26 protein-coding genes are annotated in these 26,636 nt (G+C 71.6%); 17 read left to right on the plus strand and 9 right to left on the minus strand.

Annotation, left to right across the window (positions count from 1 at the left end):
• Positions 1 to 73: 73 nt before the first annotated feature.
• The 4 genes from DEI84_RS14940 (at position 74) to DEI84_RS14955 (ending at position 5,473) form a co-directional block, all read left to right on the plus strand.
• Entirely contained in the window at positions 74 to 976 is a 903-nt protein-coding gene (locus tag DEI84_RS14940) for a carbohydrate ABC transporter permease (RefSeq protein WP_110891462.1), read from the plus strand.
• Positions 973 to 1,896: a carbohydrate ABC transporter permease gene (locus DEI84_RS14945; protein ID WP_110825558.1), complete on the plus strand. Its 924-nt coding sequence runs from the start codon at positions 973 to 975 to the stop codon at positions 1,894 to 1,896. Before DEI84_RS14940 ends, DEI84_RS14945 begins: the two co-directional genes overlap by 4 nt.
• Complete coding sequence (gene yicI / locus DEI84_RS14950) at positions 1,896 to 4,151, plus strand: alpha-xylosidase (RefSeq protein ID WP_110891463.1); 2,256 nt, start codon at positions 1,896 to 1,898, stop codon at positions 4,149 to 4,151. Before DEI84_RS14945 ends, yicI begins: the two co-directional genes overlap by 1 nt.
• A 134-nt stretch (positions 4,152 to 4,285) precedes the next feature.
• Complete coding sequence (locus DEI84_RS14955) at positions 4,286 to 5,473, plus strand: ROK family transcriptional regulator (RefSeq protein WP_110891464.1); 1,188 nt, start codon at positions 4,286 to 4,288, stop codon at positions 5,471 to 5,473.
• 284 nt (positions 5,474 to 5,757) lie between these two features.
• On the opposite strand, the gene DEI84_RS14960 is transcribed toward DEI84_RS14955, so the two are convergent.
• Positions 5,758 to 6,267 carry a MarR family winged helix-turn-helix transcriptional regulator gene (locus DEI84_RS14960; protein ID WP_110891465.1) on the minus strand — a complete coding sequence of 170 codons (510 nt, stop codon included), beginning with the start codon at positions 6,265 to 6,267 and terminating at the stop codon, positions 5,758 to 5,760.
• A gap of 83 nt (positions 6,268 to 6,350) precedes the next feature.
• Here DEI84_RS14960 and DEI84_RS14965 point away from each other — a divergent pair, with 83 nt between their 5' ends.
• A complete protein-coding gene (locus tag DEI84_RS14965) occupies positions 6,351 to 7,280 on the plus strand; it encodes an NADP-dependent oxidoreductase (RefSeq protein WP_110825554.1) in 930 nt (309 codons plus the stop codon).
• A 77-nt stretch (positions 7,281 to 7,357) separates the two neighbouring features.
• Here DEI84_RS14965 and DEI84_RS14970 read toward each other — a convergent pair whose 3' ends face one another.
• Positions 7,358 to 8,119 carry a glycosyltransferase family 2 protein gene (locus DEI84_RS14970; RefSeq protein WP_110825553.1) on the minus strand — a complete coding sequence of 254 codons (762 nt, stop codon included), beginning with the start codon at positions 8,117 to 8,119 and terminating at the stop codon, positions 7,358 to 7,360.
• Between the two features lie 193 nt (positions 8,120 to 8,312).
• On the opposite strand from DEI84_RS14970, the gene DEI84_RS14975 reads away from it, so the two are divergent.
• The 8 genes from DEI84_RS14975 (at position 8,313) to DEI84_RS15010 (ending at position 15,024) form a co-directional block, all read left to right on the plus strand.
• Entirely contained in the window at positions 8,313 to 9,218 is a 906-nt protein-coding gene (locus DEI84_RS14975; RefSeq protein WP_110891466.1) for a hypothetical protein, read from the plus strand.
• Entirely contained in the window at positions 9,215 to 9,664 is a 450-nt protein-coding gene (locus DEI84_RS14980; protein WP_110825551.1) for a phage holin family protein, read from the plus strand. The genes DEI84_RS14975 and DEI84_RS14980 overlap by 4 nt, the downstream gene beginning before the upstream one ends.
• A complete protein-coding gene (locus DEI84_RS14985) occupies positions 9,664 to 10,269 on the plus strand; it encodes a DUF3618 domain-containing protein (protein ID WP_309146397.1) in 606 nt (201 codons plus the stop codon). The genes DEI84_RS14980 and DEI84_RS14985 overlap by 1 nt, the downstream gene beginning before the upstream one ends.
• 137 nt (positions 10,270 to 10,406) lie before the next feature.
• The gene (locus DEI84_RS14990) at positions 10,407 to 11,090 is read left to right on the plus strand and encodes an HAD family hydrolase (protein WP_110891467.1); all 684 of its coding nucleotides are present in this window, start codon (positions 10,407 to 10,409) and stop codon (positions 11,088 to 11,090) included.
• 55 nt (positions 11,091 to 11,145) lie between these two features.
• Complete coding sequence (locus DEI84_RS14995) at positions 11,146 to 11,628, plus strand: GNAT family N-acetyltransferase (RefSeq protein ID WP_258365860.1); 483 nt, start codon at positions 11,146 to 11,148, stop codon at positions 11,626 to 11,628.
• 63 nt (positions 11,629 to 11,691) lie between these two features.
• On the plus strand, positions 11,692 to 12,315 hold the full coding sequence (locus tag DEI84_RS15000) for a TetR/AcrR family transcriptional regulator (protein ID WP_181420492.1): 624 nt from the start codon (positions 11,692 to 11,694) through the stop codon (positions 12,313 to 12,315).
• Entirely contained in the window at positions 12,312 to 14,009 is a 1,698-nt protein-coding gene (locus DEI84_RS15005; protein ID WP_110891469.1) for an MDR family MFS transporter, read from the plus strand. The genes DEI84_RS15000 and DEI84_RS15005 overlap by 4 nt, the downstream gene beginning before the upstream one ends.
• Before the next feature lie 79 nt (positions 14,010 to 14,088).
• The gene (locus DEI84_RS15010) at positions 14,089 to 15,024 is read left to right on the plus strand and encodes a Ppx/GppA family phosphatase (protein ID WP_110891470.1); all 936 of its coding nucleotides are present in this window, start codon (positions 14,089 to 14,091) and stop codon (positions 15,022 to 15,024) included.
• A gap of 25 nt (positions 15,025 to 15,049) precedes the next feature.
• Here the strand turns inward: DEI84_RS15010 and DEI84_RS15015 are convergent, their stop codons facing one another.
• Complete coding sequence (locus DEI84_RS15015) at positions 15,050 to 15,589, minus strand: antibiotic biosynthesis monooxygenase (RefSeq protein ID WP_258368422.1); 540 nt, start codon at positions 15,587 to 15,589, stop codon at positions 15,050 to 15,052.
• A 238-nt stretch (positions 15,590 to 15,827) separates the two neighbouring features.
• Between DEI84_RS15015 and DEI84_RS15020 the strand changes: the two genes are divergently transcribed.
• Positions 15,828 to 16,334, plus strand: coding sequence for a DUF6328 family protein (locus DEI84_RS15020; protein ID WP_110891472.1), 507 nt, complete (start codon positions 15,828 to 15,830; stop codon positions 16,332 to 16,334).
• A 42-nt stretch (positions 16,335 to 16,376) separates the two neighbouring features.
• On the opposite strand, the gene DEI84_RS15025 is transcribed toward DEI84_RS15020, so the two are convergent.
• A complete protein-coding gene (locus DEI84_RS15025; RefSeq protein ID WP_110891473.1) occupies positions 16,377 to 17,456 on the minus strand; it encodes a Ku protein in 1,080 nt (359 codons plus the stop codon).
• Between the two features lie 166 nt (positions 17,457 to 17,622).
• Here DEI84_RS15025 and DEI84_RS15030 point away from each other — a divergent pair, with 166 nt between their 5' ends.
• The 3 genes from DEI84_RS15030 (at position 17,623) to DEI84_RS15040 (ending at position 21,397) form a co-directional block, all read left to right on the plus strand.
• Positions 17,623 to 18,513, plus strand: a complete 891-nt coding sequence (locus DEI84_RS15030; RefSeq protein ID WP_110891474.1) for an SDR family oxidoreductase — start codon at positions 17,623 to 17,625, stop codon at positions 18,511 to 18,513.
• Positions 18,510 to 21,047, plus strand: coding sequence for an ATP-dependent DNA ligase (locus DEI84_RS15035; RefSeq protein ID WP_110891475.1), 2,538 nt, complete (start codon positions 18,510 to 18,512; stop codon positions 21,045 to 21,047). The genes DEI84_RS15030 and DEI84_RS15035 overlap by 4 nt, the downstream gene beginning before the upstream one ends.
• A gap of 149 nt (positions 21,048 to 21,196) precedes the next feature.
• Positions 21,197 to 21,397, plus strand: coding sequence for a hypothetical protein (locus tag DEI84_RS15040; protein ID WP_110891476.1), 201 nt, complete (start codon positions 21,197 to 21,199; stop codon positions 21,395 to 21,397).
• A gap of 85 nt (positions 21,398 to 21,482) precedes the next feature.
• Here the strand turns inward: DEI84_RS15040 and DEI84_RS15045 are convergent, their stop codons facing one another.
• From DEI84_RS15045 to DEI84_RS15065, 5 genes are all read right to left on the minus strand, one after another.
• Entirely contained in the window at positions 21,483 to 21,662 is a 180-nt protein-coding gene (locus DEI84_RS15045) for a hypothetical protein (RefSeq protein ID WP_146234194.1), read from the minus strand.
• A 10-nt stretch (positions 21,663 to 21,672) separates the two neighbouring features.
• Positions 21,673 to 22,635 (minus strand): sugar phosphate isomerase/epimerase, encoded by a 963-nt coding sequence (locus DEI84_RS15050; protein WP_146236389.1) that lies wholly within the window; start codon positions 22,633 to 22,635, stop codon positions 21,673 to 21,675.
• Between the two features lie 170 nt (positions 22,636 to 22,805).
• Positions 22,806 to 23,489 (minus strand): fumarylacetoacetate hydrolase family protein, encoded by a 684-nt coding sequence (locus tag DEI84_RS15055; RefSeq protein WP_110891479.1) that lies wholly within the window; start codon positions 23,487 to 23,489, stop codon positions 22,806 to 22,808.
• Positions 23,486 to 23,953 (minus strand): GtrA family protein, encoded by a 468-nt coding sequence (locus DEI84_RS15060; protein ID WP_220032730.1) that lies wholly within the window; start codon positions 23,951 to 23,953, stop codon positions 23,486 to 23,488. The genes DEI84_RS15055 and DEI84_RS15060 overlap by 4 nt, the downstream gene beginning before the upstream one ends.
• Positions 23,954 to 24,019: 66 nt before the next feature.
• Positions 24,020 to 26,494 (minus strand): phosphoketolase, encoded by a 2,475-nt coding sequence (locus DEI84_RS15065; protein WP_110891480.1) that lies wholly within the window; start codon positions 26,492 to 26,494, stop codon positions 24,020 to 24,022.
• Positions 26,495 to 26,636: the final 142 nt, after the last annotated feature.

The raw sequence follows: 26,636 nt of genomic DNA on the forward strand, positions 1-26,636 counted from the left end.
AGGATGATCGCCGCCAGGAGCACGAAGCCGGGCAGCAGGTAGAACCAGTAGCTGCCGCGACGACGGCGCGATCATGCCCGCCTCCGGCCGCGGCAGCTACTGGTTCTACCTGCTGCCCGGCTTCGTGCTCCTGGCGGCGATCATCCTCGTGCCGCTCGGCTGGAACGTGTACCTGTCGTTCACGAACTACCGCGGGATCCTGCCGCCGCAGTTCACCGGCCTCGACAACTGGCGCCGGCTCATGGCGGACGGCCAGTTCTGGATCTCGTTCCGGAACAGCATCGTGATGATCCTCGCGATGGTGATCGTGCCGACCAGCCTCGGCCTCGTCCTCGCAGCCGCGCTGTTCGACGTCATCGGCAAGAAGTTCGGCGGCAAGCTCGCGAGCTTCCTCCGCGCCACCTACTACCTCCCGCAGATCCTGCCGGCCGTCATCGCCGCGATCGTCATCGGGTGGATCCTCCGCCCGGAGAACGGCGCCCTCAACGCGGTGCTCGGCGCGGTCGGACTCGACGGTCTGCAGCACAACTGGCTCGGCAGCCCGGACACCGCACTGCTCTCGGTCGCGGTCGTGCTCGTGTGGGTGCAGATCGGGTACCCGGTCGTCGTGTTCATGGCCGCCCTGCAGCGCGTCGACCCCGAGCTCTACGAAGCCGCGGAACTCGACGGCGCGAACTGGTTCCAGCGCTTCCGCTCCATCACCGTCCACATCATCCGGCCCGAGATCTTCGTCGTCGTGCTCACCTGCACGATCGCGGCGCTCAAGGTGTTCGGTCCCGTCTACGCCCTCACCGGCGGCGGCCCGGGCAACGCGACCATCGTGCCGAGCTACTACTCGTACAGCCAGTTCTTCCAGGCGCAGCAGGTCGGCTACGGCGCGACCATCGCCACCGCGCTGACGGTCGTCATCGTCATCGTCGCCATCGGGTTCATCGCCGCCCAGAACCGGGCCGAACGCAAGGAGGAGGCACGATGACCGTGTCCGCACCCGACACCAGGGCGACCGTGACCGCGGACGCAGGACGGGCCTCCCGGCCGACGACGAAGCCGCGCAAGCGGCCGGGCGAAGGCGGGGTCAAGCGGCCCGCCGACTGGGTCGTGCTCGCCGGCGGGGTCGTCATCGCGGTGCTCATCGCCGCGCCGTTCCTGCTCATCCTGCTCAACTCGTTCAAGACGCCCGCGGACTACGCCGCCGGCGGGCCGCTCGCCTGGCCGTCCCAGCTGTCCTTCGACGGCATAACGACGTTCTGGAACCGGGTCGACTTCCCGCTGAAGCTCTGGAACAGCGTCTTCATCAGCGGCATGGTGGCGCTGCTCGCGGTGCTCATCTCGATCCTCAACGCGTTCGCGATCGGCATCGGCCGGGTCCGCTACCGCACCTGGATCGTGGTGCTGTTCATGCTCGCGAACATGCTGCCGCAGGAGGTGCTGCTCTACCCGCTCTACATGATGTTCAAGGGCATCGGACTGTACGACAACGTGTGGAGCGTCATCATCGTCTTCACGGTGATCCAGTCCGCGTTCGGCACCTACCTGCTGTCGAGCGTCTACGGCACCTTCCCGAAGGAGATCCTCGAGGCCGCGGCGCTCGACGGCGCGGGTCGCTGGCGGGTGCTCTGGCGGGTCATCGTCCCGATCAGCCGCCCGACCCTGTCGGTCCTGCTCATCTTCTTCTTCATCTGGACGTGGAACGAGTTCCTCATCCCGCTGACCTTCCTGGTCAGCAACGACAACCAGACGGTCCCCGTCGCGATCTCCCTGCTGCAGGGCGACCGGCTCATGGACGTCACGACCACGAGCGCCTCGGCCCTGCTCGGGCTCATCCCGACGCTCGTGTTCTTCCTCATCTTCCAGCGCACGCTCGCGCGCGGCATCACGGCAGGAGCGGTCAAGTAATGAAGTTCACCGACGGGTTCTGGCAGCTCAGGCCCGGAGTCCACCCCGTGTACGCCGCCGAGGCGTACGACATCGACGCACGGCAGTCGCCGGAGGGCGACCGCCTGGTCGTCACGGCGCCGACCAAGGTCATCGCGTCGCGGGGCGACACCCTCAACCGTCCGACCCTCACCGTCTCGCTGTCCAGCCCCATGGAGGGCGTGGTCACCGTCCGCGTCGAGCACCACCGCGGTCGCCGACCCGAGCTGTCGTTCGACCTGGTCGGCCGGGAGGCGGGGCACGGCTCCGTCACGGTCGAGGACGGCGTCGGGACCCTCACCTCCGGCGACCTGTCGGCCGTCGTCACGCCCGGAGCCCCGTGGGACCTCCGGTTCCTGTCCGAGGGGCGGGTGCTGACCGGCTCCGGGCACAAGTCGCTCGGGTACGTCACGCTCGAGCCCGGCGCCGAGGTGTCGCGCGGGGTCGTCGGCAACACCCGCGTCCAAGGCGCGGACGCCCCCGCCTCGGACACGTTCGTGCACGCGCAGCTCGACCTCGGCGTCGGGGAGCTCGTCTACGGCCTCGGGGAGCGCTTCGGGCCCCTCGTGAAGAACGGGCAGACCGTCGACATCTGGAACGCCGACGGCGGCACGTCGAGCGAACAGGCGTACAAGAACGTGCCCTTCTACCTGACGAACCGCGGGTACGGCGTGCTCGTCGACCACCCCGGGCACGTCTCCTTCGAGGTCGGGTCCGAGACCGTCGAGCGCGTGCAGTTCTCGGTGCCAGGGGAGTCCCTCGTCTTCCACGTCATCGGCGGGGGCAGCCCGCCGGCCGTCCTCGAGCGCTACACCGCGCTCACCGGCCGGCCGGCGCACGTGCCGGCGTGGTCGTACGGCCTGTGGCTGTCGACCTCGTTCACGACCGACTACGACGAGGCGACCGTGACCTCGTTCGTCGACGAGATGGCCGCGCGCCAGCTGCCCGTCTCGGTGTTCCACTTCGACTGCTTCTGGATGCGCGAGTTCACCTGGTGCGACTTCGAGTGGGACCCCCGGGTGTTCCCGGACCCCACCGGCATGCTCGGACGCCTGCACGACAAGGACCTGCGGGTCTGCGTGTGGATCAACCCGTACATCGGCCAGGCGTCGAAGCTGTTCGACGAGGCGGTCGAGGGCGGCTACCTCGTGATGAACCCCGACGGCACCGTCTGGCAGTGGGACCTCTGGCAGGCCGGCATGGGCCTCGTCGACTTCACGAACCCCGAGGCCACCGCCTGGTACCAGTCGAAGCTCCGCGCGCTCGTCGAACAGGGCGTCGACTGCTTCAAGACCGACTTCGGTGAGCGCATCCCCCTGGACGTCGTCTACGCTGACGGCAGCGACCCCGAGCGCATGCACAACCTCTACACGCAGCTGTACAACCAGGCCGTGTTCGAGGTGCTCGAGGAGACCCGCGGGAAGGGCGACGCCGTCCTGTTCGCCCGGTCCGCCACCGCCGGCGGCCAGCAGATGCCGGTGCACTGGGGCGGTGACAACACCTCGTCGTTCCCGTCGATGGCCGAGACGCTCCGCGGTGGGCTCTCGCTCGCACTGTCCGGCTTCGGGTTCTGGTCGCACGACATCGGCGGCTTCGAGGGCACGCCCGACCCGGCCGTGTTCAAGCGCTGGGTCCAGTTCGGACTCCTGTCGTCGCACAGCCGGTTCCACGGCAGCAGCTCGTACCGGGTGCCGTGGGCGTTCGACGAGGAGGCCGTCGACGTCACGCGGATCTTCACCGAGCTGAAGCTCCGGATGATGCCGTACCTGTACGCGGCCGGGCTCGAGGCGTCGGCGCGGGGCATCCCCGTCATGCGTCCGATGCCCCTGGCGTTCCCGGACGACCCCACCGCGGCGTACTGCGACCGGCAGTACATGCTCGGCGCGGACCTGCTCGTCGCGCCGGTGTTCAGCGCGTCGGGCGAGGTCGAGTACTGGTTGCCCGCGGGGTCGTGGACGAACTGGTTCACCGGCGAGGTCGTCACCGGCGGGGTCTGGCGGCGTGAGCAGCACGGCTTCGACACCCTGCCGCTGTGGGTCCGCGAGGGTGCCGTGCTCCCGCTGTCCACGCGCACCGACCGGCCGGACCACGACTACCACGAGGCGCTCGAGTTCCGGGCGTTCCCGGGCTCCGCGGGTGCCGGTGCCCGGTCGGTCGTGGTGACGGCGCCGGACGGCCGTGCGGTGACCTACGACGTCGCCTACGCCGCCGACGGCACGGTCAGCGTCGCCGGCTGACCCGCGCGAGCCTCGACCCGTCGTCCGCGCTCACCGACAGTCCTCGTGGCGACCGCCGCGAGGACCGTCGCTGAGCGCGGGTCCGGGGTGACGGGCGCACTACGCTGACGGGACCACGACGGATCGGAGCGGACATGACGGAGGCGAGCACTGCCTCCCGTCCGGTGCGCACCACGGACGTCGTCCGGCGGCGCAACCTCGCCCGGGTCCTCCGGCTCGTGCACGAGGGCGGGCCGATGCCGCGCTCGGCACTGACCCGTGAGACCGGCCTGAACCGGTCGACCGTCGCCGCGCTCGTCGGGGAACTCGTCGAGCTCGGCCTCGTCGTCGAGGGGGACGCACCGCCCGCGACCGGCGTCGGCCGTCCGAGCGCGACCGTGTCGGCGTCCGCCGAGGTCGTCGCCCTCGCGATCGTCCCCGAGATCGACGCCGTCACGCTGGCCGTGATCGGTCTCGACGGCACCGAGCACGAACGTCGTACCGTCCGGACCTCGACCGTCTCCACCCCGGACGAGGCGCTGACCATCGCCACCGACCTCGTCGCCGGTGCTGCAGGACGGCAGGGGGACGCTGGCCGCCGGGTGGTGGGCGTCGCTGTCTCCGTCCCCGGCATCGTGCGCGTCGACGACGGCGTGGTCCGGTACGCACCGCACCTGGCCTGGCTGGACGAGGCCTTCGCCGCCCCGCTGACGGAACGCACCGGGCTGCCGGTCCGGGCTGCGAACGACGCGAACCTCGGTGTCACCGCCGAGTTCCTGTACGGGGCCGGCCGTGGCGCCACCGACGTCGTCTACGTCAACGGCGGCGCGAGCGGCATCGGTGGCGGGATCATCACCGGCGGCCGTCCGCTGACCGGCACCGACGGGTACGCGGGTGAGCTCGGGCACACCTTCGTCGCGGCCAACGGCATCCGGTGCCACTGCGGTGCTGTCGGGTGCCTGGAGACCGAGGCGTCCCAGGCGGCACTGCTCGACGCCGCAGGGCTCGGGATCGACGAGGCCGACCGGCTCGGGGAGGTCCTCGCCGACGGGCCCGGGCCGGAGCTCGGCGTGGTCGTCGAACGGCAGGTCACCGCACTCGCCGTCGCGATCCGCAACGTCGTGCACACGGTCAACCCCGACGTCGTCGTGCTCGGCGGGTTCCTCGGCACGCTCCTGCGCCACGTCGGGACCCGCCTCGAGGACGCGGTGCGGGAGCAGACGATGACGGCGATGGGGGAGGACCTCCGAATCGTGCCCGCCGAACTCGTCGGCAGCGTGCTGTTCCGCGGAGCGGCCGAGCTGGCCTTCGCGGCACTGCTCGCCGACCCGGCGGCCGGCTGAGCCGATCGGCCTTCATGGGACCGCAGGCCCGGCGCGAGCGAGCGCGGCGCCCGCGATCGGCGCTGGTCGGGGTTGGACCCGTGGACGCCCGCCGCAGTTCGGGTCAGGGGCGGGCGTCCACGGCCAGCGCGTGCCTCCGGGAGTGGCAGGCGCGAGTCGTCGCTCCGCGAGGTCAGGGTCCCTCGCGTGCCTTCCGGCTGGGCGACTCGGGGAACGCTACGCCGTCCGGCTGAACCGTGCCCAGGGTGCGCCGAGCGGCTCGTCCGACACCGACGGGCGCGGGGTCAGGCGGACCGGCGGCGCCGCGGGGCAGCGGAGCGTGGAGGTGCTTCGCGCAGTCGCGTCCCGACCTGTCCGAGGATGCGGGCGAGCGACTCGGTGTCCGCCTCGGACAGTGACGCGAAGAGGAGCTCCCGCACGAGTGCGATGTGCCCGGGGAACACGGCGGCGAGGACGTCGCGGCCGGCGTCGGTGATCGACACGACGACCCGGCGTTCGTCCTCGGGGGAGGCGGCCCGCGACACGAGTCCGCGCTGGTCGAGCAACTGCGCCTGGTACGTCAGCCCGCTCCGGCTGTAGGCGACGCCGTCGGCGAGGTCGGTCATGCTCCGGCTCCCGCTCGGAGCGTCACCGAGTCGGGCCAGGAGCTGGAACTGCACGTAGCTGAGCGCTCCGACGTCCTTGAGCTGCTTCTCGACCGCGGGGCGGAGCAGCGCGCTGACCTCGGTGAAGGACAGGTAGGCGGACAGCTCCGCGGTGGTCAGTGGGCGTGGGGTCTCCGGCACGATCTCCATCCTACCTGTTGCTTCGAGTTCGAAGCAGTGGTACGTTCCTGACAAGTGCTTCGAACTCGAAGCAAAAACGAGAGGAAACGACCATGAAGGCCATCCAGTTCTCCGAAGTCGGCGGCCCCGAGGTGCTCCGCACCGTCGACGTCGAGCAGCCCACTCCCGGTGCCGGCGAGGTGCGCGTGCGCGTCGCCGCTTCCGCGTTCAACGCCGCCGACAACGGCATGCGAGCGGGGTTCCTCCCCATCCCGGTCGTCCTGCCGCACGTCCCCGGCTACGACGTCTCCGGCACGGTCGACGCCCTGGGCTCCGGCGTCGACGGGCTCGCCGTCGGTGACGCCGTCATCGGGTTCCTGCCGATGGAGCGCGACGGCGGCGCTGCCGAGTACGTCATCGCACCCGCCGAGGCCCTGGTGCACGCACCGACGAGCATCCCGCTCGAGGACGCCGCGGCGCTGCCGTCCGTGGCACTCACCGCGTGGCAGGCACTCGTCGACGACGGTGGACTCGAAGCCGGGCAGCGCCTGCTCGTCGTCGGAGCCGGTGGCGTCGTCGGGAAGTACGCGGTCCAGCTCGCGAAGCAGTGGGGTGTGCACGTCATCGCGACCGCGAGTCCCCGCAGCGCCGACGCCGTCCGGGCAGCGGGCGCGGACGAGGTCGTCGACCACACGACGACCGACCTCGCCGACGCCGTCACCGGACCGGTCGACGTCCTGCTCAACCTCGCCCCGATCGAGCCCGAGGAGTTCACCCGTCTCGTCACCCTCGTCCGTGACGGTGGCGTGGTCGTGAGCACCACCGCCTGGATGGCCGCTCCCGACGACGCCACCCGCGGGGTCCGCTCCGCCGTCGTGTTCGTGCTGCCGAACCGCGACCGCCTGGCGCGACTGGCCGCGATGGTGGACGACGGCTCGCTCCACGTCGAGGTCACCCGCCGCATCCCGCTCGACGCACTGCCGGCCCTGCACGCGGAGGCGAGCACAGGGCGCATCACCGGCAAGGTGGTCGTCCTGCCCTGAGCCGCACGAGCCCCGGGGTGGTCGTCAGCGTCAGCGGGTCGGCTCCGCCTCCGGCGCGGGCCGGGGTCCGGGTCAGGTCAGCGGCCGCGCCACCACGCGTGGTCGCGGTCCCGCAACGCGACCCGGGCCCGCCGCGCCCACCGACGCGTCGGCGTGGCACGGCGGCCGTTCACCCGGAAGGTGTGGAAGGCACGGCGGGTCCGGAGTGCGGCGGACGCCAGGCTCGAGAACGGCCGCGCGGAGACCCGCACCGTGAGCCTGCGGTCGGCCAGCACCCGCCACGCGGGGTCGAGCTGCATGCTCAGGTCGATGTCGTCGTGCACGTCCGGGTCCTCCCGGTGCACACGGTCGCGGACGGCGAGCCACGCCGAGCGACGGACCGCGGTGGCGGACCCGAAGATCGGCGGGCGGCCGAGTGCGCCGTGCATGAGCACGAAGTACGGCCCCATGTAGAGGACCGGCCAGAGCGCACGCACGACGGGCCCGGCGTCGGAGGGACGGCCGGGACCGGTCACGGCGACGACGTCCGGGTCCTCGAGCAGGCCGAGCGCGGCCGCGATCCAGCCGGGCGGCGGAACCGAGTCGGCGTCGAGACGGACGATGACGTCGCCGCTCGCCGTGTCGTAGCCGACTGATGCCGCGCGGGAGATCCCGGGGACCGGCTCGCTGCGGACCACGGCCCCGGCCGCGCGTGCCACCGCCGCACTGTCGTCCGAGCTGCCGTTGTCCACCACGACGAGCTCGTCCGCGGGATGGGACTGGGCGGCCAGTGCGGCGAGGCATCGCCGCAGGTGCTCGGCGTCGTTCCGCACCGGGATCACGACCGAGACGGAGGGCATGGCCCGAGCCAACCCGGAGGGCACTGGGAAGAACCCGCGATCCAGGCGCGGTCTGGCGTTCTGGGGAGGATCGCGTCCGGGATCCGCGTGGATCGGCGTTCCTGGAGGTCGTCCCAGTGTCCGGCGCGCAGGTTCGGATCCACACGCCGTGGGTGCACCGCCCTCGGTGACGAAGAAGACCGGAAGGCCGACCATGACCACGAACCCACCCGGGAACGACTCCGGGACGCCCATCCACGACGCCACGGCTGCTGCCGAGGGGCACGAGATCCACCCCGGCGTCACGGTTCCGTCCTACGCCAGCGGCACGCCCGTCGAGCGCCCGTCCGGCTTCGACGACCTCGAGCCGCTCGACGCCGTCCCCGCCGACACCCAGCTCACCGCCGGCACCTCCGCCGCGGACAGCCTGACCACCACGCCGTCCGCCTCGTCGGGTCACGACGACTCGGATTCGAGCGGTGGCAAGGCGAAGGCCCAGGCCGCCAAGGGCGCCGCCTCCGACGTCGCTGGTGACGCCAAGGAGAAGGCCGCGAACGTCGCCGGCACCGCCAAGGAGCAGGCCGCGAACGTCGCCTCCGAGGTGTCCGACCACGCCCGCCAGCTCTTCGGGCAGGCGTCCGGCACCCTGAAGGACCAGGCGGCCGGCCAGCAGCAGCGTGCCGCCGGTGGCCTGCGCACCATCGGTGACCAGCTCGGCAAGATGGCCGAGAACGACGACGAGCAGGGCCTCGCGGCGAAGGTCGTCCGCGACCTCTCCAGCCGTGCCAGCTCGTTCGCCGGCTACCTCGAGGGTCGCGAACCCGGCACGCTCGTCGAGGACGTGAAGTCCTTCGCCGCACGCCGTCCGGGTGCCTTCATCGCGATCGCCGCCGGCGCGGGCATCCTCGCTGGTCGCCTCACCAAGGCGCTCACGACGGAGATCAAGCACGAGAAGGAAGCCGAAGCGCGCAGCGCCGACCTGACCTCCGGCACCGCGGGCTACGACGCCACCCCGACCAGCACCACCGGGTACGACACCACCGGGCTCGGGACCACGGGCACGACCGGCTTCGGCACCACTGGCACGACCGGGACGACCGGGACGGGGCCGCTCGTATGAGCGAAGCCTTCCCCGGCGCGACCGGTGGGACGGTGCCCGGGCAGCCGACGCCCGAGGAGCGCGCCGCGACGACACCCCTCGGCGAGCTCCTCTCCGAGGTGTCGCGTGACCTCTCGACCCTCTTCCGGCAGGAGGTCGCGCTCGCCAAGGCCGAGCTGACCGACTCCGCGAAGAAGGCCGGCAAGGGGGCGGGCATGTTCGGCGGCGCAGGTGTCGCCGGGCTCTTCGCCCTGCTGTTCCTGACCATCGCCGCGTGGTGGGGCCTCGGCTACCTCATCGGCAACGCATGGTCCGCAGTGATCATCGCCGTCATCTACGCGATCGTCGCGGCGGTCCTGGCATCCCGCGGCCGCAAGGAGATCAAGCAGATCAACGGCGCCCCGCAGACGGTCGAGACCGTCAAGGAAGTCCCCGAGACACTCAAGCCCAACACCGGGAGGAACTGATGAGCACCCCAGACGAGATCCGCGCAGACATCGAGCGCACCCGCGGCGCACTCGGCTCGGACGTCGACGCGCTCGCCGACAAGGTGAGCCCGTCGCAGATCGCCCACCGCCAGACCGAGAAGGTCAAGGGCAAGTTCCAGGACGTCCGTGAGTCGGTCATGGGTGCTGCCGGCAGCGCTCGCGACTCCGTGATGGGCGCTGCCGACTCGGCTCGCTCCAGCGTCTCGGGCTCCGGCTCGAACGCCGCCGGGACCGTCAAGGACACCGCCTCGCGCGGCGTCGAGAAGGCGAAGGGCAACCCGCTCGCCGTCGGCCTCATCGCCTTCGGTGTCGGCTGGCTCGCGTCGTCGCTCCTGCCGTCCTCCACCAAGGAGGAGGAGCTCGCCGGTGAGCTGAAGGACAAGGCAGCGCCGCTCGTCGACAAGGCGAAGGAGCAGGCCAAGGAAGCCAGCGCCCCGCTCGTCGACGCCGCCAAGGAGCACGCGCAGGACCTCAAGGGCACCGCGCAGGACGCGGCCCAGACGGTCAAGGACGAGGCGCAGGGCGCCGCGGCCGACGTCAAGGACAACGCGCAGTCGTCCGCGGACGACGTCCGCAACGCCTGACGGACACCGTTCCAGACGGGAGGCCCGGTACCAGCTGGTACCGGGCCTCCCGTCCGTCCCGGGGTGGTTCCGCGACGGAACGTCCGCCGTCCGCGGACCTGTGGCAGCGGTCGCCGATCGGAGAGCAGGGTGGGACCATGCCCGATGCACCCACCACCGCCGTCCTCTTCGACATCGACGGGACCCTCGCCGACTCGAACTACGCCCACATCGACGCCTGGTGGCGGGCCTTCCGTGCCGCGGGGGAGTCGGTGGACGCGTGGCGCATCCACCGGGCGATCGGGATGGACTCGTCGAAGTTGCTCGAGGGGCTCCTGCCCGACGCCTCCGACGAGGTTCGTGACACGGCGAAGCAGTTCCACACCGCGTTCTACTCCGAGCACATGCCGCAACTCCGCCTGCTGCCCGGGTCCCGCGAACTGCTCGAGGCCGTCGCCGCGCGCGGGCACGCCGTGGTCCTCGCGACGAGCGCGCCGCAGAACGAACTCGACCGTCTGCTCGAACTCCTCGACGCGGACGAGTGGGTCACGGCGGTGACGAGCGGTGAGGACGTCGAGCAGGCGAAGCCGGCCCCGGACATCATCGGGGTGGCACTCGAGAAGGTCGGCGTCGACGCCGGGTCCGCCGTCATGGTCGGCGACGCCATGTGGGACGTCGAGTCCTCCGGCCGCGTGGGGGTCACGTGCGTCGGGGTGATGACCGGCGGCATCGGTGGCGACGAGCTCCGGGGAGCCGGGGCGGCCGCCGTGTACGACGACGCGGCCGCGCTGCTGGCGGACCTGGACGACAGCCCGATCGGCTCGCTCGGTCGCCACGCGTGACGCGCGTGCCGGTGCGTGCTCCGGCGCACCGGCCACCGTGTCAGGATGGACGATCGTGATCACCATCGAACGCGTGCCCTGGGAAGACCCGCGCGGAGTCGCACTCCGCGCGACCATGGACGAGGAGATGCACGAGCGCTACGGCGACTCGAACCCCGGTGAGGCCCCCGAGGTCACGGCCGAGCGGAACCGCGTGCTCTCCGTGGACCCGACGACGGTGGTCACCTCCCTGCTCGCGATCGACGAGGACGGCTCCGTGCTCGGGCACATCGCGGTGCGTCGGCTCGGGGACGAGATCGAGTTGAAGCGCCTCATCGTGTTGGCTGCCGCGCGGGGCAAGGGAGCGGCGACCGCGCTGCTCGACGAGTGCGCGCGGGTCGGGCGAGAGCAGGGGGCCGAGCGTCTGATCCTGCAGACCGGCGACAAGCAGCCCGAAGCCGTGGCGCTGTACGAGAAGACCGGGTGGCAGCGCATCGACGTGTACGAGCCGTACGCCGAGACGATGCCGTGGTCGTACTGCTTCGCGAAGGCACTCTGACCCTCCCCCGAGAAGTGCCGGTCCGGGATTGCACTATTCCGCTGGAAGTGCAATTCTTGGCCGGTGAGCACGACTGACCGCACCCGCGCCCTCCGGCGCAGCATGGTGTCCGAGGCGCGGCGCGCGGTCGTCGACGGCGGTCTCCAGGGCTTCACCATCGAACAGCTCTGCGAGCGGGTCGGGGTGTCGCGACGGACGTTCTTCAACCACTTCGCGTCCAAGGAGGACGTGGTCCTCGGCATCGAGCTGCACGCCGACACCGAACTCCTCGCCGCCTACGCCGCTGGATCGGTCGTCCCGTCGGACCTCGCCCCGCTGCCGTCCGTGATCGCGCTCCTCATCGAGCAACTGCACGTCGCCGGCATCGACCGCACCGACGAAGCGCTCGTCCGGCACGTCTTCGAGCGCGAACCGGCCCTCACCGCCCGGTTCCTGTCGGCGACCGACACCCAGATCGCGAAGGTGGCCGACGCGGTCCGCGAGCGCTTCGACTGGACCGAACCGGACGACCCGCGCGCTCGGCTGGTGGCCGAGGCCGCGGTGGGTGTCGTGCGGGTCAGTGCAGCCACGTACTTCGACGACGACTTCGACGAGGCGACGGGGCCCCGGTTCGACGAGCTCCTCGAGTCCAGCCTCCGCCTGATGACGGCGGCCATCTCCACCCCCGCCCCGGGAGGCACCCCATGAGCGCACCAGCGCCGAGCACCGCGCGCCGCGGACGCCAGCAGGCCGACGGGCCGCTGCTCCTCACCCAGCGCCGCATCTGGATCATCTTCTCCGCGCTGATCGCCGGCATGCTCCTGTCGAGCCTCGACCAGACGATCGTCTCCACCGCGATGCCGACCATCGTCGGCGAGCTCGGCGGCGTCGCGCACCAGGCGTGGATCACGACGGGGTACCTGCTCGCCTCGACCATCGTGATGCCGATCTACGGCAAGTTCGGTGACGTCCTCGGGCGGCGGAACCTGTTCCTCATCGCGATCGCGCTGTTCACCCTCGCCTCGCTCGGCTGCGCGCTGTCGACCGACTTCTGGCAGTTCGTCGTCTTCCGCGCGCTGCAGGGCCTCGGCGGCGGCGGGCTCATGATCCTGTCGCAGGCGATCATCGCGGACATCGTGCCGGCGTCCGAGCGTGGCAAGTACCTCGGACCGCTCGGTGCGATCTTCGGCCTGTCCGCCGTGGGTGGCCCGCTGCTCGGCGGGTTCTTCGTCGACCACATGACCTGGAACTGGGCGTTCTGGATCAACATCCCGGTCGGCATCGCCGCGTTCGCGGTCGCCTGGTTCGCGCTGACGCTGCCGAGCAAGAAGGCGACGAAGCGCATCGACGTCCTCGGCGTCGCCCTGCTGTCGGCGACCACGGCGTGCCTGGTCTTCTTCACCGAGTTCGGCGGCAACCGCCAGCACGGGTGGGACGCCCCCGAGACCTGGGCCTGGGGTGCCGGGTTCCTCGTCGCCGCGGCGCTGTTCGTGTTCGTCGAGTCGCGCGCCGCGGACCCGATCATCCCGCTGTCGTTCTTCCGCAACCGCACGTTCGTCATCGCGACCGCGATCGGCTTCGTGCTCGGACTCGGCATGTTCGCGGCGATCGGCTTCGTCCCGACGTTCCTGCAGATGGCCTCGGGCACGTCTGCGGCGGTCTCCGGGCTGCTCATGCTGCCGATGATGGTCGGCCTGATCGGGACGTCGATCGTGTCCGGGACGCTCATCACGAAGACCGGGCGGTACCGCGCGTTCCCGATCGTCGGCACGCTCGTCGTCGGTGCCGCGATGCTGGGCATGACGACCCTCGCCGCGAGCACCCCGATCTGGCTCATCTGCGTGTACCTGTTCGTCTTCGGCGCCGGGCTCGGCCTCATCATGCAGGTGGTCGTCCTCGTGGCGCAGAACGCCGTCCCGCCGGAGCAGGTCGGCACGGCGACCTCGACGAACAACTACTTCCGCGAGGTCGGTGCCTCCCTCGGCGTCGCCGTCTTCGGAGCGCTCTTCGCCTCGCGTCTGACCGACGCCCTGACCGACGTCTTCCGCGGCGCGGGTGGCAGCGCCACGGACGCCGCGAGCGCGAGCGCGAGCATCGACCCGACCTCGCTCTCGAAGCTGCCGCAGGCCGTGCAGGACGGGATCGTGAACGCCTACGCCGACTCCCTGTCGCCGGTGTTCTGGTACCTGCTGCCGTTCATCGCCGTGGCGTTCGTGCTCGCGCTCTTCATCCCGCAGATGCGGCTCGCCGACGTCGCCGGCATGGTCGCGCGCGGCGAGGCCGTCGGCGGTGCCGAGGCCGACGAACTCGAGCGGTCGCGCCGGGCGGGCGTCGAGCGGGCAGAGGCGGAACCGGTCACGGCGGCCACCGGGTCGGTCCCGACGGCCGGCCGGGACCGGTAGCCGCACCGCGAGGCGCCCCTGCGGACGCGGTCCGGGCCTCCCGGCGTCCCGGCCCGGCCGCTCCCGCTAGCGTGGGCGCATGCGCGTCGGAGTCCTCGACATCGGTTCGAACACCGGCCACCTGCTCGTCGTCGATGCCCACGGAGGAGCGGCGCCGCTGCCGGCGTCGTCGTTCAAGCAGGCGCTCCGGTTCGCGGAGCACCTCGACGACCGCGGCGCGGTGACGCAGGTCGGGATCGACGCGCTCACCGACTTCGTGTCGCAGTCCGTCCGCGTGGCCGAGGACCGCGGGTGCGAGGAGATGCTCGGCTTCGCGACCTCGGCGGTGCGTGACGCGGTCAACTCCGAAGCCGTCCTGGCCCACGTCCAGGAGCAGACCGGCGTCGAGCTGGCGGTCCTGTCCGGGTCCGACGAGGCCCGGCTGACGTTCCTCGCCGTCCGGCGCTGGTTCGGCTGGTCCGCCGGGCGCCTGGCGGTGTTCGACATCGGCGGTGGGTCGCTCGAGATCGCCGGCGGTGCCGACGAGGCCCCTGACGTGGCGTGGTCGATGCCGATCGGGGCCGCCCGCCTCGCGCGCTCGTTCTCCACCGCGGGGACGCCCACGGACGACGACGTGCGGCGCATCCGACACGAGATCCGCGTCGAGATCGCCCGTGACGCCGGTCGGCTGCTCCGTGCCGGGGCGCCGGACCGGGCCGTCGCGACCTCGAAGACCTTCCGCTCGATCGCCCGGATCTGCGGCGCTGCCCCGTCGGCCGCGGGCGCCCTCGTCCCGCGGGTGCTCGACGGTGCGGTGCTGCGCGAGCGGCTGCCCGCGCTGCTGACGATGACGGTCGAGGAGCTCGCCGCGCTGCCGGGCGTCTCCCCGAGTCGAGCGCACCAGGTCGTCCCCGGTGCGCTCGTCGCCGAGGCGTGCCTGGACATCTTCGACCTGGCGTCGCTGGAGATCTGCCCGTGGGCGCTCCGCGAGGGGGTCATCCTCGAACGGCTCGACCAGCTGTCCGTGCTCGGCTAGCCCCTTCCCACGAGCTGCGGGAGCGTCACCTGCGGGGCGGAGCCAGCAGCCAGGGGCGGATGAGCTTCGTCACGAACGGCAGCACCCAGAACGTCATGATCGGCGTGAGCACGAGCGTCGTGATGAGCACACGGGGCAGCGCCGACAGGCCCGCGAAGGACGGCAGCAGCCAGCCGACCAGGATCGTGAAGACGAGGTTCACCGGGAAGAACCCGAGCCAGATGCTCACCGCCTGCTTCCAGCGCGGGGGAGCGGTCGAGGCCGGGGCGTCCTGCGGCACGTCGAACCACCCCTCGATGCCGGTGCGCTTCTCCACCCGCGACTCGACGACGAGGTCACGGCCGAGGTCCAGCCAGCGCAGCCGGTCGTCCGAGTTCTCCCACGTCGTCAACGAGTCGTGGTCGGCGAACCGGTAGAGCATGTGCCACTCGCGGGACCGCGCCGTCGACCGCACCCATCCGGAGCCGAGGAACCCCGGGTAGCGGTTGGCGAGGTTCACGCCGGACTGCACCCAGCGGGTGACCTCCGGGATGCGGTCGGGTTCGACGAGGCGGGTGATGGACACGGTGACGGGCGGGCCGGCGGTCTCGGGTGACGACGGGGCCCCCGTCGCCGGTTCCTGACCGATGCGCCAGCGGCGGGCAGGCCGTGCCGATGGGGAGGGGCTTCCTGGCTCTTGTGGAGTCATCCGACCAGTGTCCCGCCGGTCGTGTTTCACGCGCATGTCACGTGCATCCTGGCCACGGCGCGGCAGTGCGCGCGGCGGGCGAGACCGGCTCGCTGCGACTGCGTACATTCGAGCCATGAGCACGACCGACAGCGAGGCCCGCGGCACGGAGCGCGGGCGGAACGAGACCCCGGCAGAGCGCTGGGACCGCAACTGGAACGACATCCAGCAGGAGCTCCGCATCGTGCAGACGGGCACGCAGATCCTCGCCGGGTTCCTGCTGACGCTGCCGTTCCAGCAGCGGTTCACGGCACTGACCGCGCAGCAGGAGACGATCTACCTCGTGCTGGTGGTCCTGGCCGTCCTCGTCACCGTGGTCGCACTGTCCGCGGTCGCCACGCACCGACTCGTGTTCCGACAGCGGCAGAAGCACGACCTCGTCCGCGTCGGGAACGTCATCCTGCTCAGCGCGCTCGTCGCGAGTGGGCTCTTGTTCGCCGGCACGGTCCTGTTCGTGTTCGACGTCGTGCTCGGCGACCGCGGCGGGGTGATCGGCGGCATCGTCGTCTTCGTCGGCACCGCGGCGCTCTGGACCGCAGTGCCGCTCGCCATGCGTCGAAGCCGCAACGACACGACCGCCTGACCCGGGTGGCAGCTGAGCCGTGCGGTCAGTCGCGGCGTGCGGTCAGCTGGCCTGCTTCTTCGTGGTCGTCTTCTCGGCGGCGGCCTTCTTCGCCGGTGCCTTCTTCGCGGGTGCCTTCTTCGCGGGGGTCTTCGCCGCCGATGCCTTCTTCGCTGGTGTCTTCCGCGTGCTGGTCCCGGTCGGCGCATCCTCGGTGTCCGCGTCGGCCTTCGCCCTCGACCGCCGGCGCGGAGCCGCGTCCTCGTCGCCCGACGAGCCGGTTCCCGCGCCGCTGCCCGAGCGCCCGCCACTGCCGGACCGCGACCCGGCTCCGGACCGTGCCCGCGTGGCCCCAGACCGGTTCTTGTCCACGGACGCGCGCAGCGCCGCCATCAAGTCGATGACGTCCCCACCGGTGTCGTCGTCGTCGGCCGCGTCCTTGCCGAACGTCTCCGCGGTGTCGACGTCGTCACCGGACTCCAGCTTCGCGTCGATGAGCTGCTGCAGCTCCTCCTGGTACTCGTCCGTGTACCGGTCCGGGTCGAAGTCGGTCGACATGCTCTCGACGAGCGAGGACGACATCTTCAGCTCGTTCGCGCTGACCTTCACCGAGGTGTCGAGGGCCGTGAAGTCGGCCGCACGCACCTCGTCGCCCCACAGGAGCCCCTGGAGCAGCAGCACGTCGTCGTGCACGCGGAGCACCCCGAGCCGCGTCTTCTGGCGGAGGGTGAACTGCACGATCGCCAGGCGGTCGGTCTGCTCGAGGGTCTTGCGGAGGAGCACGTACGCCTTCGGGGAGCGCGAGTCCGGCTCGAGGTAGTACGTCTTCTCGAACATCATCGGGTCGACCTGGTCGACGGGCACGAACTCGAGGACCTCGATCTCGTGCGACTGCTCCTGCGGCAGCTGCTTGAAGTCGTCGGAGGTGAGGACCACGGTCTTCTCGCCGTCGTCGTACGCCTTCTGGATGTCGCCGTACTCGACCTCGTGGCCGAGCTCGCAGACGCGCTTGTAGCGGATGCGGGCCTTGTCCTCGTCGTGGATCTGGTGCAGCGAGACGTCGTGCGTCTCGGTCGCCGCGTACACCTTGATCGGCACGTTGACGAGCCCGAACGCGATGGAGCCCTTCCAGATCGACCTCATGCGCTCATGATGCCCGGATGCATGCGGATCGGCGCTCAGTTCCGAGCGGATCGGCAGGTGCGGCGGGCGGCCGCTCGCCCTCCACAGCCGGGAGGCGCGGCTCGCGTTCTCCACGGAGGTCGCCGCTCCTGTGTCGCCGGCCCGGTTCCGCGAGCACGATGGGGCCATGAGCCAGCTCGACAAGCAGGACCCCCGGGAGCAGTACGCCCGTCCGCCGTTCCCCGCGCAGACGCAACAGGGGTCCGGCCGCGCAGCCGACCTCGACCCGCCGGCCGACCACGGCGAGACGAGCTACCAGGGCACCGGGCGGATGCGCGGGTACCGCGTGCTCGTGACCGGGGCGGACTCGGGCATCGGTCGGGCCGCGGCGATCGCGATGGCGAAGGAGGGGGCGGACGTCGCCCTGAACGCCCTGCCCGAGGAGATCGAGGACCTGACCGAGGTGCGGGACGTCATCGCCGACCTCGGTCGCACGGCGGTGATGCTCCCGGGCGACCTGACCGACGAACCGTTCTGCGACGAACTCGTGCGGACCGCGGTCGACCTGCTCGGCGGACTCGACGCGCTGGTGCTCGTCGCCGGGTACCAGAAGGTGCACGAGGACATCACGGAGCAGACCACCGAGGACTTCGACCGGACGATGAAGGTGAACCTCTACTCGCTGTTCTGGCTGACCCGGGCTGCGGTGCCGCACATGGCACCCGGCAGCGCGATCGTCACGACGAGTTCGGTGTCGGCGTACCTGCCCCAGGACCGGATGATCGACTACGCGGCGACGAAGGCGGCCATCATCACGTACACGAACGGGCTCGCCCGCCAGCTGGCGTCGAAGGGCATCCGGGCGAACACGGTCGTCCCCGGCCCGGTGTGGACCCCGCTGCAGCCGATCAGCTACCCCGGGAACGAGATCGCCGCCTACGGACAGGACACCCCGCTCGGCAGGCCCGCACAACCGGTCGAGCTCGCCGGCGCGTACGTGTACCTCGCCGGCCCGGAGTCGTCGTACACGTCGGGCACGACGCTCACGGTCGGCGGTGCGACCGGGGTCGCCCTGTGAGCCCGGTGACGAAGAAGACGACGGTGCAGGTCGGGGACCGTCGTCTGGCGCTGACGAACCTCGACAAGGTGCTCTACCCGGAGACCGGCACGACCAAGGGGCGGGTCATCGAGTACTACGAGCGCATCGCGCCGTGGATGATCCCGCACGTCACCGGCCGCCCGATGACCCGGAAGCGGTGGGCGAACGGCGTCGACGGCAAGGTCTTCTTCGAGAAGAACCTGCCCGACTCGGCCCCGGACTGGATCCGGCACCACACGATCTCGCACGAGCACCACGACGTCGAGTACCCGGTGGTGGACGAGATGCCGACGCTGGTGTGGACGGCGCAGCAGGCCGCGCTCGAACTGCACGTGCCGCAGTGGCGGTTCGGGCCGCGCGGCGGGCACCAGAACCCGGACCGGCTCGTCCTCGACCTGGACCCGGGCGAGGGCGTCGGGCTGCCGGAGTGCGTCGAGGTGGCGTTGGCCGCCCGGGTGGTGCTGCAGGGGATGGGACTCGAGCCGTACCCGGTGACCTCCGGGTCGAAGGGCATCCACCTGTACGCGGCACTTGACGGGAAGGCGACGGCGCAGCAGGTGTCGGACGTGGCGCACGAACTGGCGCGGGCGCTGGAGCAGGACATGCCGGACCTGGTCCTGTCGTCGATGAGCCGCGCGGAGCGGGCCGGCAAGGTGTTCGTCGACTGGTCGCAGAACAACGGCAACAAGACGACGATCGCGCCGTACTCCCTGCGCGGCCGGTCACTGCCGACGGTCGCTGCTCCCCGGACGTGGGAGGAGTTGACCGAGCCCGGCCTGGCACACCTGACGCTGGACGAGGTCCTCGAGCGGGTGCCGGTGCTCGGTGACCTGCTGCACCCGGTCGCCGCGGCGTCCCTCGGGGTCGGACGAGCCGATGCCGGGCACTGGGACGGTGCGCGCACGGAGGCGGTGAACGAGCGCGAGCGGCAGGAACGGCAGGAGCTGCAGGACCGCCTGTCGACGTACCGGGCCAAGCGGGACGCGTCCAGGACCCCGGAACCGGTGCCGCAGGCGTCGCCGACCGTGCGGACCGACGGGAAGCCGACGTTCGTCATCCAGGAGCACCACGCGACCCGGAACCACCACGACTTCCGCCTGGAGCACGACGGCGTGCTGGTGAGCTGGGCGCTCCCGAAGGGGGAGCCGACGGACCCGGGCGCGAACCACCTGGCCGTGCAGACCGAGGACCACCCGCTGGAGTACGGCGGCTTCGAGGGCGTCATCCCCGCCGGCGAGTACGGCGGCGGCACGGTGACGATCTGGGACGACGGGACCTACGAGCTCGAGAAGTGGCGCGAGGGCGAAGAGGTCATCGTCACGCTGCACGGACGCACGAACGGCGTCCGACGGCTCGCGCTCCTGCACACCCGGGGGCGCGGTCGCGGTGGTGACGAGAAGAACTGGCTCATCCACCGCACGAAGGACCAGCCGGACCAGGGCGCGGTGACGGACGGGGCGGACGCCGGGAGGGCCTCCCGGTCGAGCGCCGCGGGCCGTGAGCGGATCGACCGGGCGGCGTCCGCGTCCACGGAGCCGGCCGAACGCCGCACCATGCAGGCGTCGCTGCAGAAGGGCGAGCCGGCACTCGACCCGCGCCAGTGGGCGTTCGAGATGAAGTGGGACGGGGTCCGGGCGCTGGCGACCGTCCGCGACGGCGCCGTCCGCCTGCTCAGCCGGAACGGCAACGACCTCACGGACCAGTACCCGGAGCTGCAGGAACTCGGGGAGCGGGCTGGTGTCGACGGCGTGTTCGACGGCGAGGTCGTGGCGCTCGACGACCACGGACGGCCGTCCTTCCAGCTGCTGCAGAACCGGATGGGACTGACGAAGCCGCGCGAGGTGGCCGCCGCACAGGCCAGCACCCCGGTGCGCCTGTTCCTGTTCGACGTGCTCGAGGCGGACGGCCACGAGCTCACCCGGCTCGGCTACACCGCCAGGCGCGAGGCGCTGACGACCGTGGTCGAGCCCGGAGGCGCGATCGAGGTGCCGCCGGCGTTCGACGGAGACCTTCCGGCGGCGATGTCCGCGTCGCGGGAGCGCGGGCTTGAAGGAGTCGTCGCGAAGAAGCGCTCCTCGCGGTACGTCGAGGGTCGGCGGTCCGAGTCGTGGCTGAAGCTGAAGCACCACGCCACGCAGGAGGTGGTCGTCGGTGGCTGGAAGCCCGGGGCCGGACGGCGAGCGGGGGGCATCGGCTCGCTGCTGCTCGGGATCCCCGGCGACGACGGCCTGGTGTACGTGGGCAAGGTCGGCACCGGGTTCCGCGACCGGGACCTCGACGAGATCGGCGCGCTGCTCGACGGGCTGGAGCGGGATGCGTCGCCGTTCGTCGACGTGCCCCGGCCGGACGCGCGCGATGCGCACTGGGTCGCCGCCGAGCGGGTGGCGGAGGTCGAGTTCGCGGAGTGGACGGGCGACGGACGGCTGCGTCAGCCGTCGTGGCGGGGCTGGCGCAGTGACAAGTCCCCGGAGGACGTCGTCCGCGAGGTCCCCGAGGAGGTCGTGCCCGACTGAGCCGGTCCGGAATCCGCATGCACGAGCATGAGGTCCGCCGGGGGCGAACTTCCGTCCCCCGTTGTCCACGGCAGCGGGGGACGATCTCGGCACGACCGCCTGCTGCCGCGAGCGTGGCTGTTACGGTCCTCGAGACGGAAGGACGCGACATGGACGCGAGCAAGTACCTGCCGCCGTTCACGCAGGGTCAGCGCGGTGACGCGACGCAGGACCCGCGTGGCGAGCAGGACGCCGCCGGGGGCGCGGCCGTCGGCGGACGACACGACGACCGGCAGATGGTGGACGCGGGCAGCGTCACCGACCCGGAAGCGACCTACGCCGACTTCCTCGGCGACCAGGTCGACGACTGAGCCGACCGCGCGAGACCGGCCCACACTTCGGTCGAGCCGACCGCGTCAGACGGAGCTGCCCGGCGTCAGGCCGAGCCGATCGGCGTCAGGCTGCGGGCGCGGGCCCGTCCGCAGCGGCGCTCCCCGACTCCAGCGGCAAGTCCTCCTCGGCTGCGGCACGCTCGTCCGCCTCACCGGCGTCCGCCGCGGCGGCCTTCGCCTCGTCGATGGCCTCCTGCGAGGCACGCAGCGCTTCGTCGTTCCCGGGGTGTGCCTGATCAGTCATGTCCACCACGCTACGCGGACGTCGCTGGACCGGTTCGGCGACGCAGGACCCCGTCCGGCACGACCGGCGGCCGTGGCTGGTCGAAGTCGACGGCCGAGGTCGGCGCGACCGAGGTCGGCATCGCCGGTGCGGGCGGCGCACCCTGGGCATCGGCCGCGTCGAGCACGGCACGGGTCGCCGCCGCAGCGATCCGCAGGGCGTCCTGCAGGGGCCTCGCCCGGAGCGCCGGGGTCCTGACCTCCACGCCCCACGGCTCGGCGAACCCCAGGCCGCGGACCGTGCGGACCAACCCGGGCAGGTCCCACGCACCGGAACCGGGCAGGTAGCGGCCGTCCCGCGACTCGTCGGCGAGCGTCATGCCGTTCGGGGTGTGCAGCAGTCCGTCGCTGAGCTCGACCGCGGCGAGGGCGGACGGCGCCACGCCCTGCGCGATCGAGGCCAGGGTCGACCCACCGCGCAGCGCGTGCATCGCGTCGAGCACCAGCCCGCCGTTCGGATGGCCCGCCACCACGAACCGCGAGGCACGCTCGACGGTCGCCAGGTTCGACCACGGCTCCGGCTCGAGCACCAGGCGGGCGCCGACGCCCTCGGCCTGCACCGCGAGGTGGTTCCACGCCTCGCCCATCACCGCCGGTGACGCCCCGGGAACCGAGTGGTCCGCCCGCACGACGACCTGCCAGGCGGCCAGGGTCGCCGCTGCTTCGAGCAGGACGCCGCGGTCGGCCTCCTGGTCGTCCCGGCCCGGTGTCGACCACCAGTCGCCGAGGGTGCCGAGCTGGACCCAGACCACGCCGGCGTCGTCGAGCATCCGGCGCAGGTCCGCGAAGCCGGTCGTGGCGCGGACCTCGTGCAGGTCGTCGAGCGCGAGAGCGAGCCCCGCGAAGCCGGCGTCGGCCACCGCGCGGACACGCTCCCGCACCGGTTCACGCCCGGCCCATGTCCACGACGTGGCGAGCAGGTCGTGTTCCTCCACAGGACCACCTCCATGATCCGGACACGCTCGGCTGCCCCGTTGCAGCTGCTGCACGTCCTGTCTGCGGATCGCTGCCGTACCCCTCGCAGCGTTCGGGGTCCGGTGTACGCCGGGCGCCTCGGAGTCCTCCCAGGACGGCCGGCGTCCGGACCGAGCCGGGAGGGGCCGCGTCAGACGACGTGCGTCTCCACGACCCCGACACCGGCGACCGCCCCGCGCAGCACCGACCCGCGCGCCACCGGCCCGACGCCCTCGGGGGTGCCGGTGAAGAGCAGGTCGCCGGGCGCGAGCGCGACGGCACGGGACAGCGCGGCGATCGTCTCGGCGACGCTCCAGATCTGCTCCGCCAGGTCACCCGACTGCCGCAGGACCCCGTCGACGTGCAGGGTGACGGCCCCGGACGTCGGATCGACACCGGCTGCGGGGACGATCGTGCCGATCGGTGCGGAGTGGTCGAACCCCTTCGCCAGGTCCCACGGACGCCCGAGTCGCTTCGCCTCGGCCTGCAGGTCCCGGCGGGTGAGGTCGATGCCGACCGCGTACCCCCAGACGAGTCCGAGCGCGTCGGCGACCGACACGTCCCGGCCACCCCTACCGAGGGCGACGACGAGTTCGACCTCGTACTCCAGTCGGGCGGTCAGGGTCGGGTACGGGGAGTCGGCGCCGTCCGTCACGAGCGCGTCTGCCGGCTTGCCGAAGAAGAACGGCGGCTCGCGGTCCGGGTCGTGGCCCATCTCGCGCGCGTGCGCTGCGTAGTTGCGTCCGACGCAGTACACGCGACGGACCGGGAACCGGCCACCGGTGCTCGTGGGAACGGTCGGGAGGCCCGGCGCCGGGACGACGAGGTCGGTCACGCGTCCAGCGTGGCAGGCCGCGCCGGGAACACGAAGCGGTTCATCGCCCAGTAGCGGAAGACCATCGCGATGAGCGTGCCGATCACGGGGCCGCTGATGAAGTCGGCGAGTTCCTGCCCCGCGAGCGACACGTTCGGCACTTCCAGGCCGAGGACGTAGCGGGAGATCCAGAGCGGTGCCGAGTTGAGGCCGACGCCGATCACGCTGACGATGACGAACAGCAGGACCTCGTGGCCGGTGTGCAGCTCGCCACGGTCACCGAAGGACCACTTCTTGTTGAGGAAGTAGGACACGACCGTCGCGACGATGATGCCGATCGCCAGGGCCGTCACCGGGTGCTGCGGGATGACGAAGAACTTCAGCCCGTAGTTGATGCCCATCGTGATGACGAAACCGAGACCACCGACGACCAGGAACCGGAGCGCGGGGTGCTCGACGAGCGACCGGACAGAGAACGACTGCACCGGCCAACCCTAGACCGGCCGGCCGGACGCCCGCCGACCGGCACGCGTTCCGGACCGGCCGTCCGGTCAACGACCGGGAGCGGCCCCCTCGGTCTCGCCCTGTCCCGGGTCGCCACCCGTGCCGCCGTCCGAGGCCCCGTCCTGCGGCCAGCCGGTGAACTCCCATCCGGCGACCGCCTCGTGGTCCTCGCCGTTCGTGTAGGCGAACTCTCGAGCGGCGGCGCGTGCGTCGGTGAGGGCCGTCAGCAGGTCGTCGAACCGGTCGGACCCGTCGGCGACGCGGGTGAGCGCGTCGTGCGCGAGGGCGTACCGGTCCATGTCGTTCCGCATGAGCATGTCGAAGGGCGAGGTGGTCGTGCCCTGCTCGAGGAAGCCGTGCACGTGCAGGTCGTCGTGCCCGTGCCGGCGGTAGGTCAGGTTGTGCACGAGCGAGGGGTAGCCGTGGAAGGCGAAGACCGCGGGCGTGCCGGGCAGGAAGACCTCGTCGTAGCGCTCGTCCGACGCCGGGTGGTCGTGCTTGCGCGGGTCGCCGATCGACAGCAGGTCGACGACGTTGACCACGCGGACGCCGACGTCGGGCGCGTGCTTCCGGATGATGTCGGCGGCGGCGATCGTCTCGACGGTCGGGACGTCGCCGGCGCTGACGAGCACGACGTCGGCGTGGCCCACGGTCTGCTCCGTGCCGGCCCAGTCCCAGACGCCGAAGCCGGCCTCCGCGTGGGCGACGGCGTCCTCGAGGGACAGGAACACCGGCTCGGGGTGCTTGCCGGCGACGATGACCTCGATGCGGTCCGTCGTCTCGAACGCGTGCGCGGCGACGGCGAGCAGCGTGTTCGCGTCGGCGGGCAGCTTGATCCGGACCAGGTCCTGCTGCTTCGACGCGACCACGTCGAGGAACCCGGGGTCCTGGTGCGAGAACCCGTTGTGGTCCTGCCGCCACACGTGCGACGACAGCAGGATCGTCAGGTTCGACACCGGTGCGCGCCAGTCGATGTCGGTCGAGGACTCGAGCCACTTGGCGTACTGACCGACCATCGAGTCGACGATGTGCGCGAACGCCTCGTAGGTGTTGAACACCCCGTGGCGCCCGCTCAGCACGTACCCCTCGAGCATCCCCTCGAGCAGGTGTTCGGACAGCACCTCGATGACGCGACCGCGGGCTGCCATGTGCTCGTCACCGGCCTCCCGTCGGGCACGCCAGACCCGGCTCGTGACGTCGAAGACCGCGTCGAGCTTGTTCGAGATCGTCTCGTCCGGGCCGAACAGCCGGAACGAGTTCGGGTTCCGCTGCGTGAGGGCGGCGAGCCACGGCCCGAGGGTGCCCGTGGCGGACGCGTCCTCGCCGACGGGCACGGCGAACTCCTCGAGGCCCGGGCGGTCGAGGGCCGTCCGGATCCGGCCGCCGTTGGCGTGCGGGGTGGCGCTCATCCGGGTCTCGCCGGCGGGACGGATCGTCTCGAGGATGCCGATCGGCCGGGCGTCCTGGTCGAACAGCTCCTCCGGCCGGTAGGAGCGCAACCACTCCTCGAGCTGCCGGCGGTGACCCTCGTCGTCGCGGACGTTCGGCAGCGGGACCTGGTGCGCGCGGAAGGTGCCCTCGACCTGCTCGCCGTCGACGACCTTCGGGCCGGTCCAGCCCTTCGGGGTCCGGAGCACGATCATCGGCCAGCGCGGGCGGAGGTCCGCGGCGCCGGCCATCTCGCCGGCGGCGGCTCGGGCGGCCTGGGCCCGGGCGGCGGCCTGGATGTCGTCGATCGTCGCGAGTGCCCGGCGGAGCGCCCCGTCGAACAGGGCGTGCACGGCGAACGGGTCGTGGTCCACCCGGCCGGAGTCGACCACGATCGGCTCGTAGCCGAGTCCGCGGAAGTACGCCTGCAGGTCCTCGTCGGGGATCCGCGCGAGGACGGTCGGGTTCGCGATCTTGTACCCGTTCAGGTTCAGGATCGGCAGGACCGCGCCGTCCGACACCGGGTCGAGGAACGTGTGGGCCTGCCAGGACGCCGAGAGCGGTCCGGTCTCGGCCTCGCCGTCGCCCACGACGCAGGCGACGACCAGGTCGGGGTTGTCGAGCGCGGCGCCGTACGCGTGCGCGAGGGAGTAGCCGAGCTCACCGCCCTCGTTGATCGACCCCGGGGTCTCCGGTGCCGCGTGCGAGGGGATGCCGCCGGGGAACGAGAACTGGCGGAAGAACCGCTGGAGCCCGGCCGTGTCGGGCGTGATGTCGGGGTAGAGCTCGTTCCACGTGCCGTCGAGCCACGCGTTCGCGTTCATCGCGGGGCCGCCGTGGCCGGGACCGCAGATGTAGAGAACGTCGCGGTCGGTCTCGCTGATGACGGCGTTGAGGTGCGCGTACACGAGGTTCAGCGCCGGCGACGTCCCCCAGTGCCCGAGCAGCCGCGGCTTGATGTCCGAGGGCTCCAGCGGCCGCTCCAGCAATGGGTCGTCGAGCAGGTAGATCTGCCCGACGGTGAGGTAGTTCGCGGCGCGCCACCAGGCGTCGATCGCGCGGATGCGGTCGGTGGACGAGTGCGACGTGGGCATGCCCCACACGCTACGAGAGAGCCGATCCGGGAAATCCAGAAAACCCTCCAATCCGATCGGCGCAGGGTGCCGAATCACTGTCACAAGCCGGGAACGGCCCGCAAGCGCTCACCAGCCGCACATCGCTGGTTCTCCACCCCTT

It is taken from the genome of Curtobacterium sp. MCBD17_023 (genome assembly GCF_003224415.1).
In the GTDB taxonomy this organism is placed as follows: domain Bacteria; phylum Actinomycetota; class Actinomycetes; order Actinomycetales; family Microbacteriaceae; genus Curtobacterium.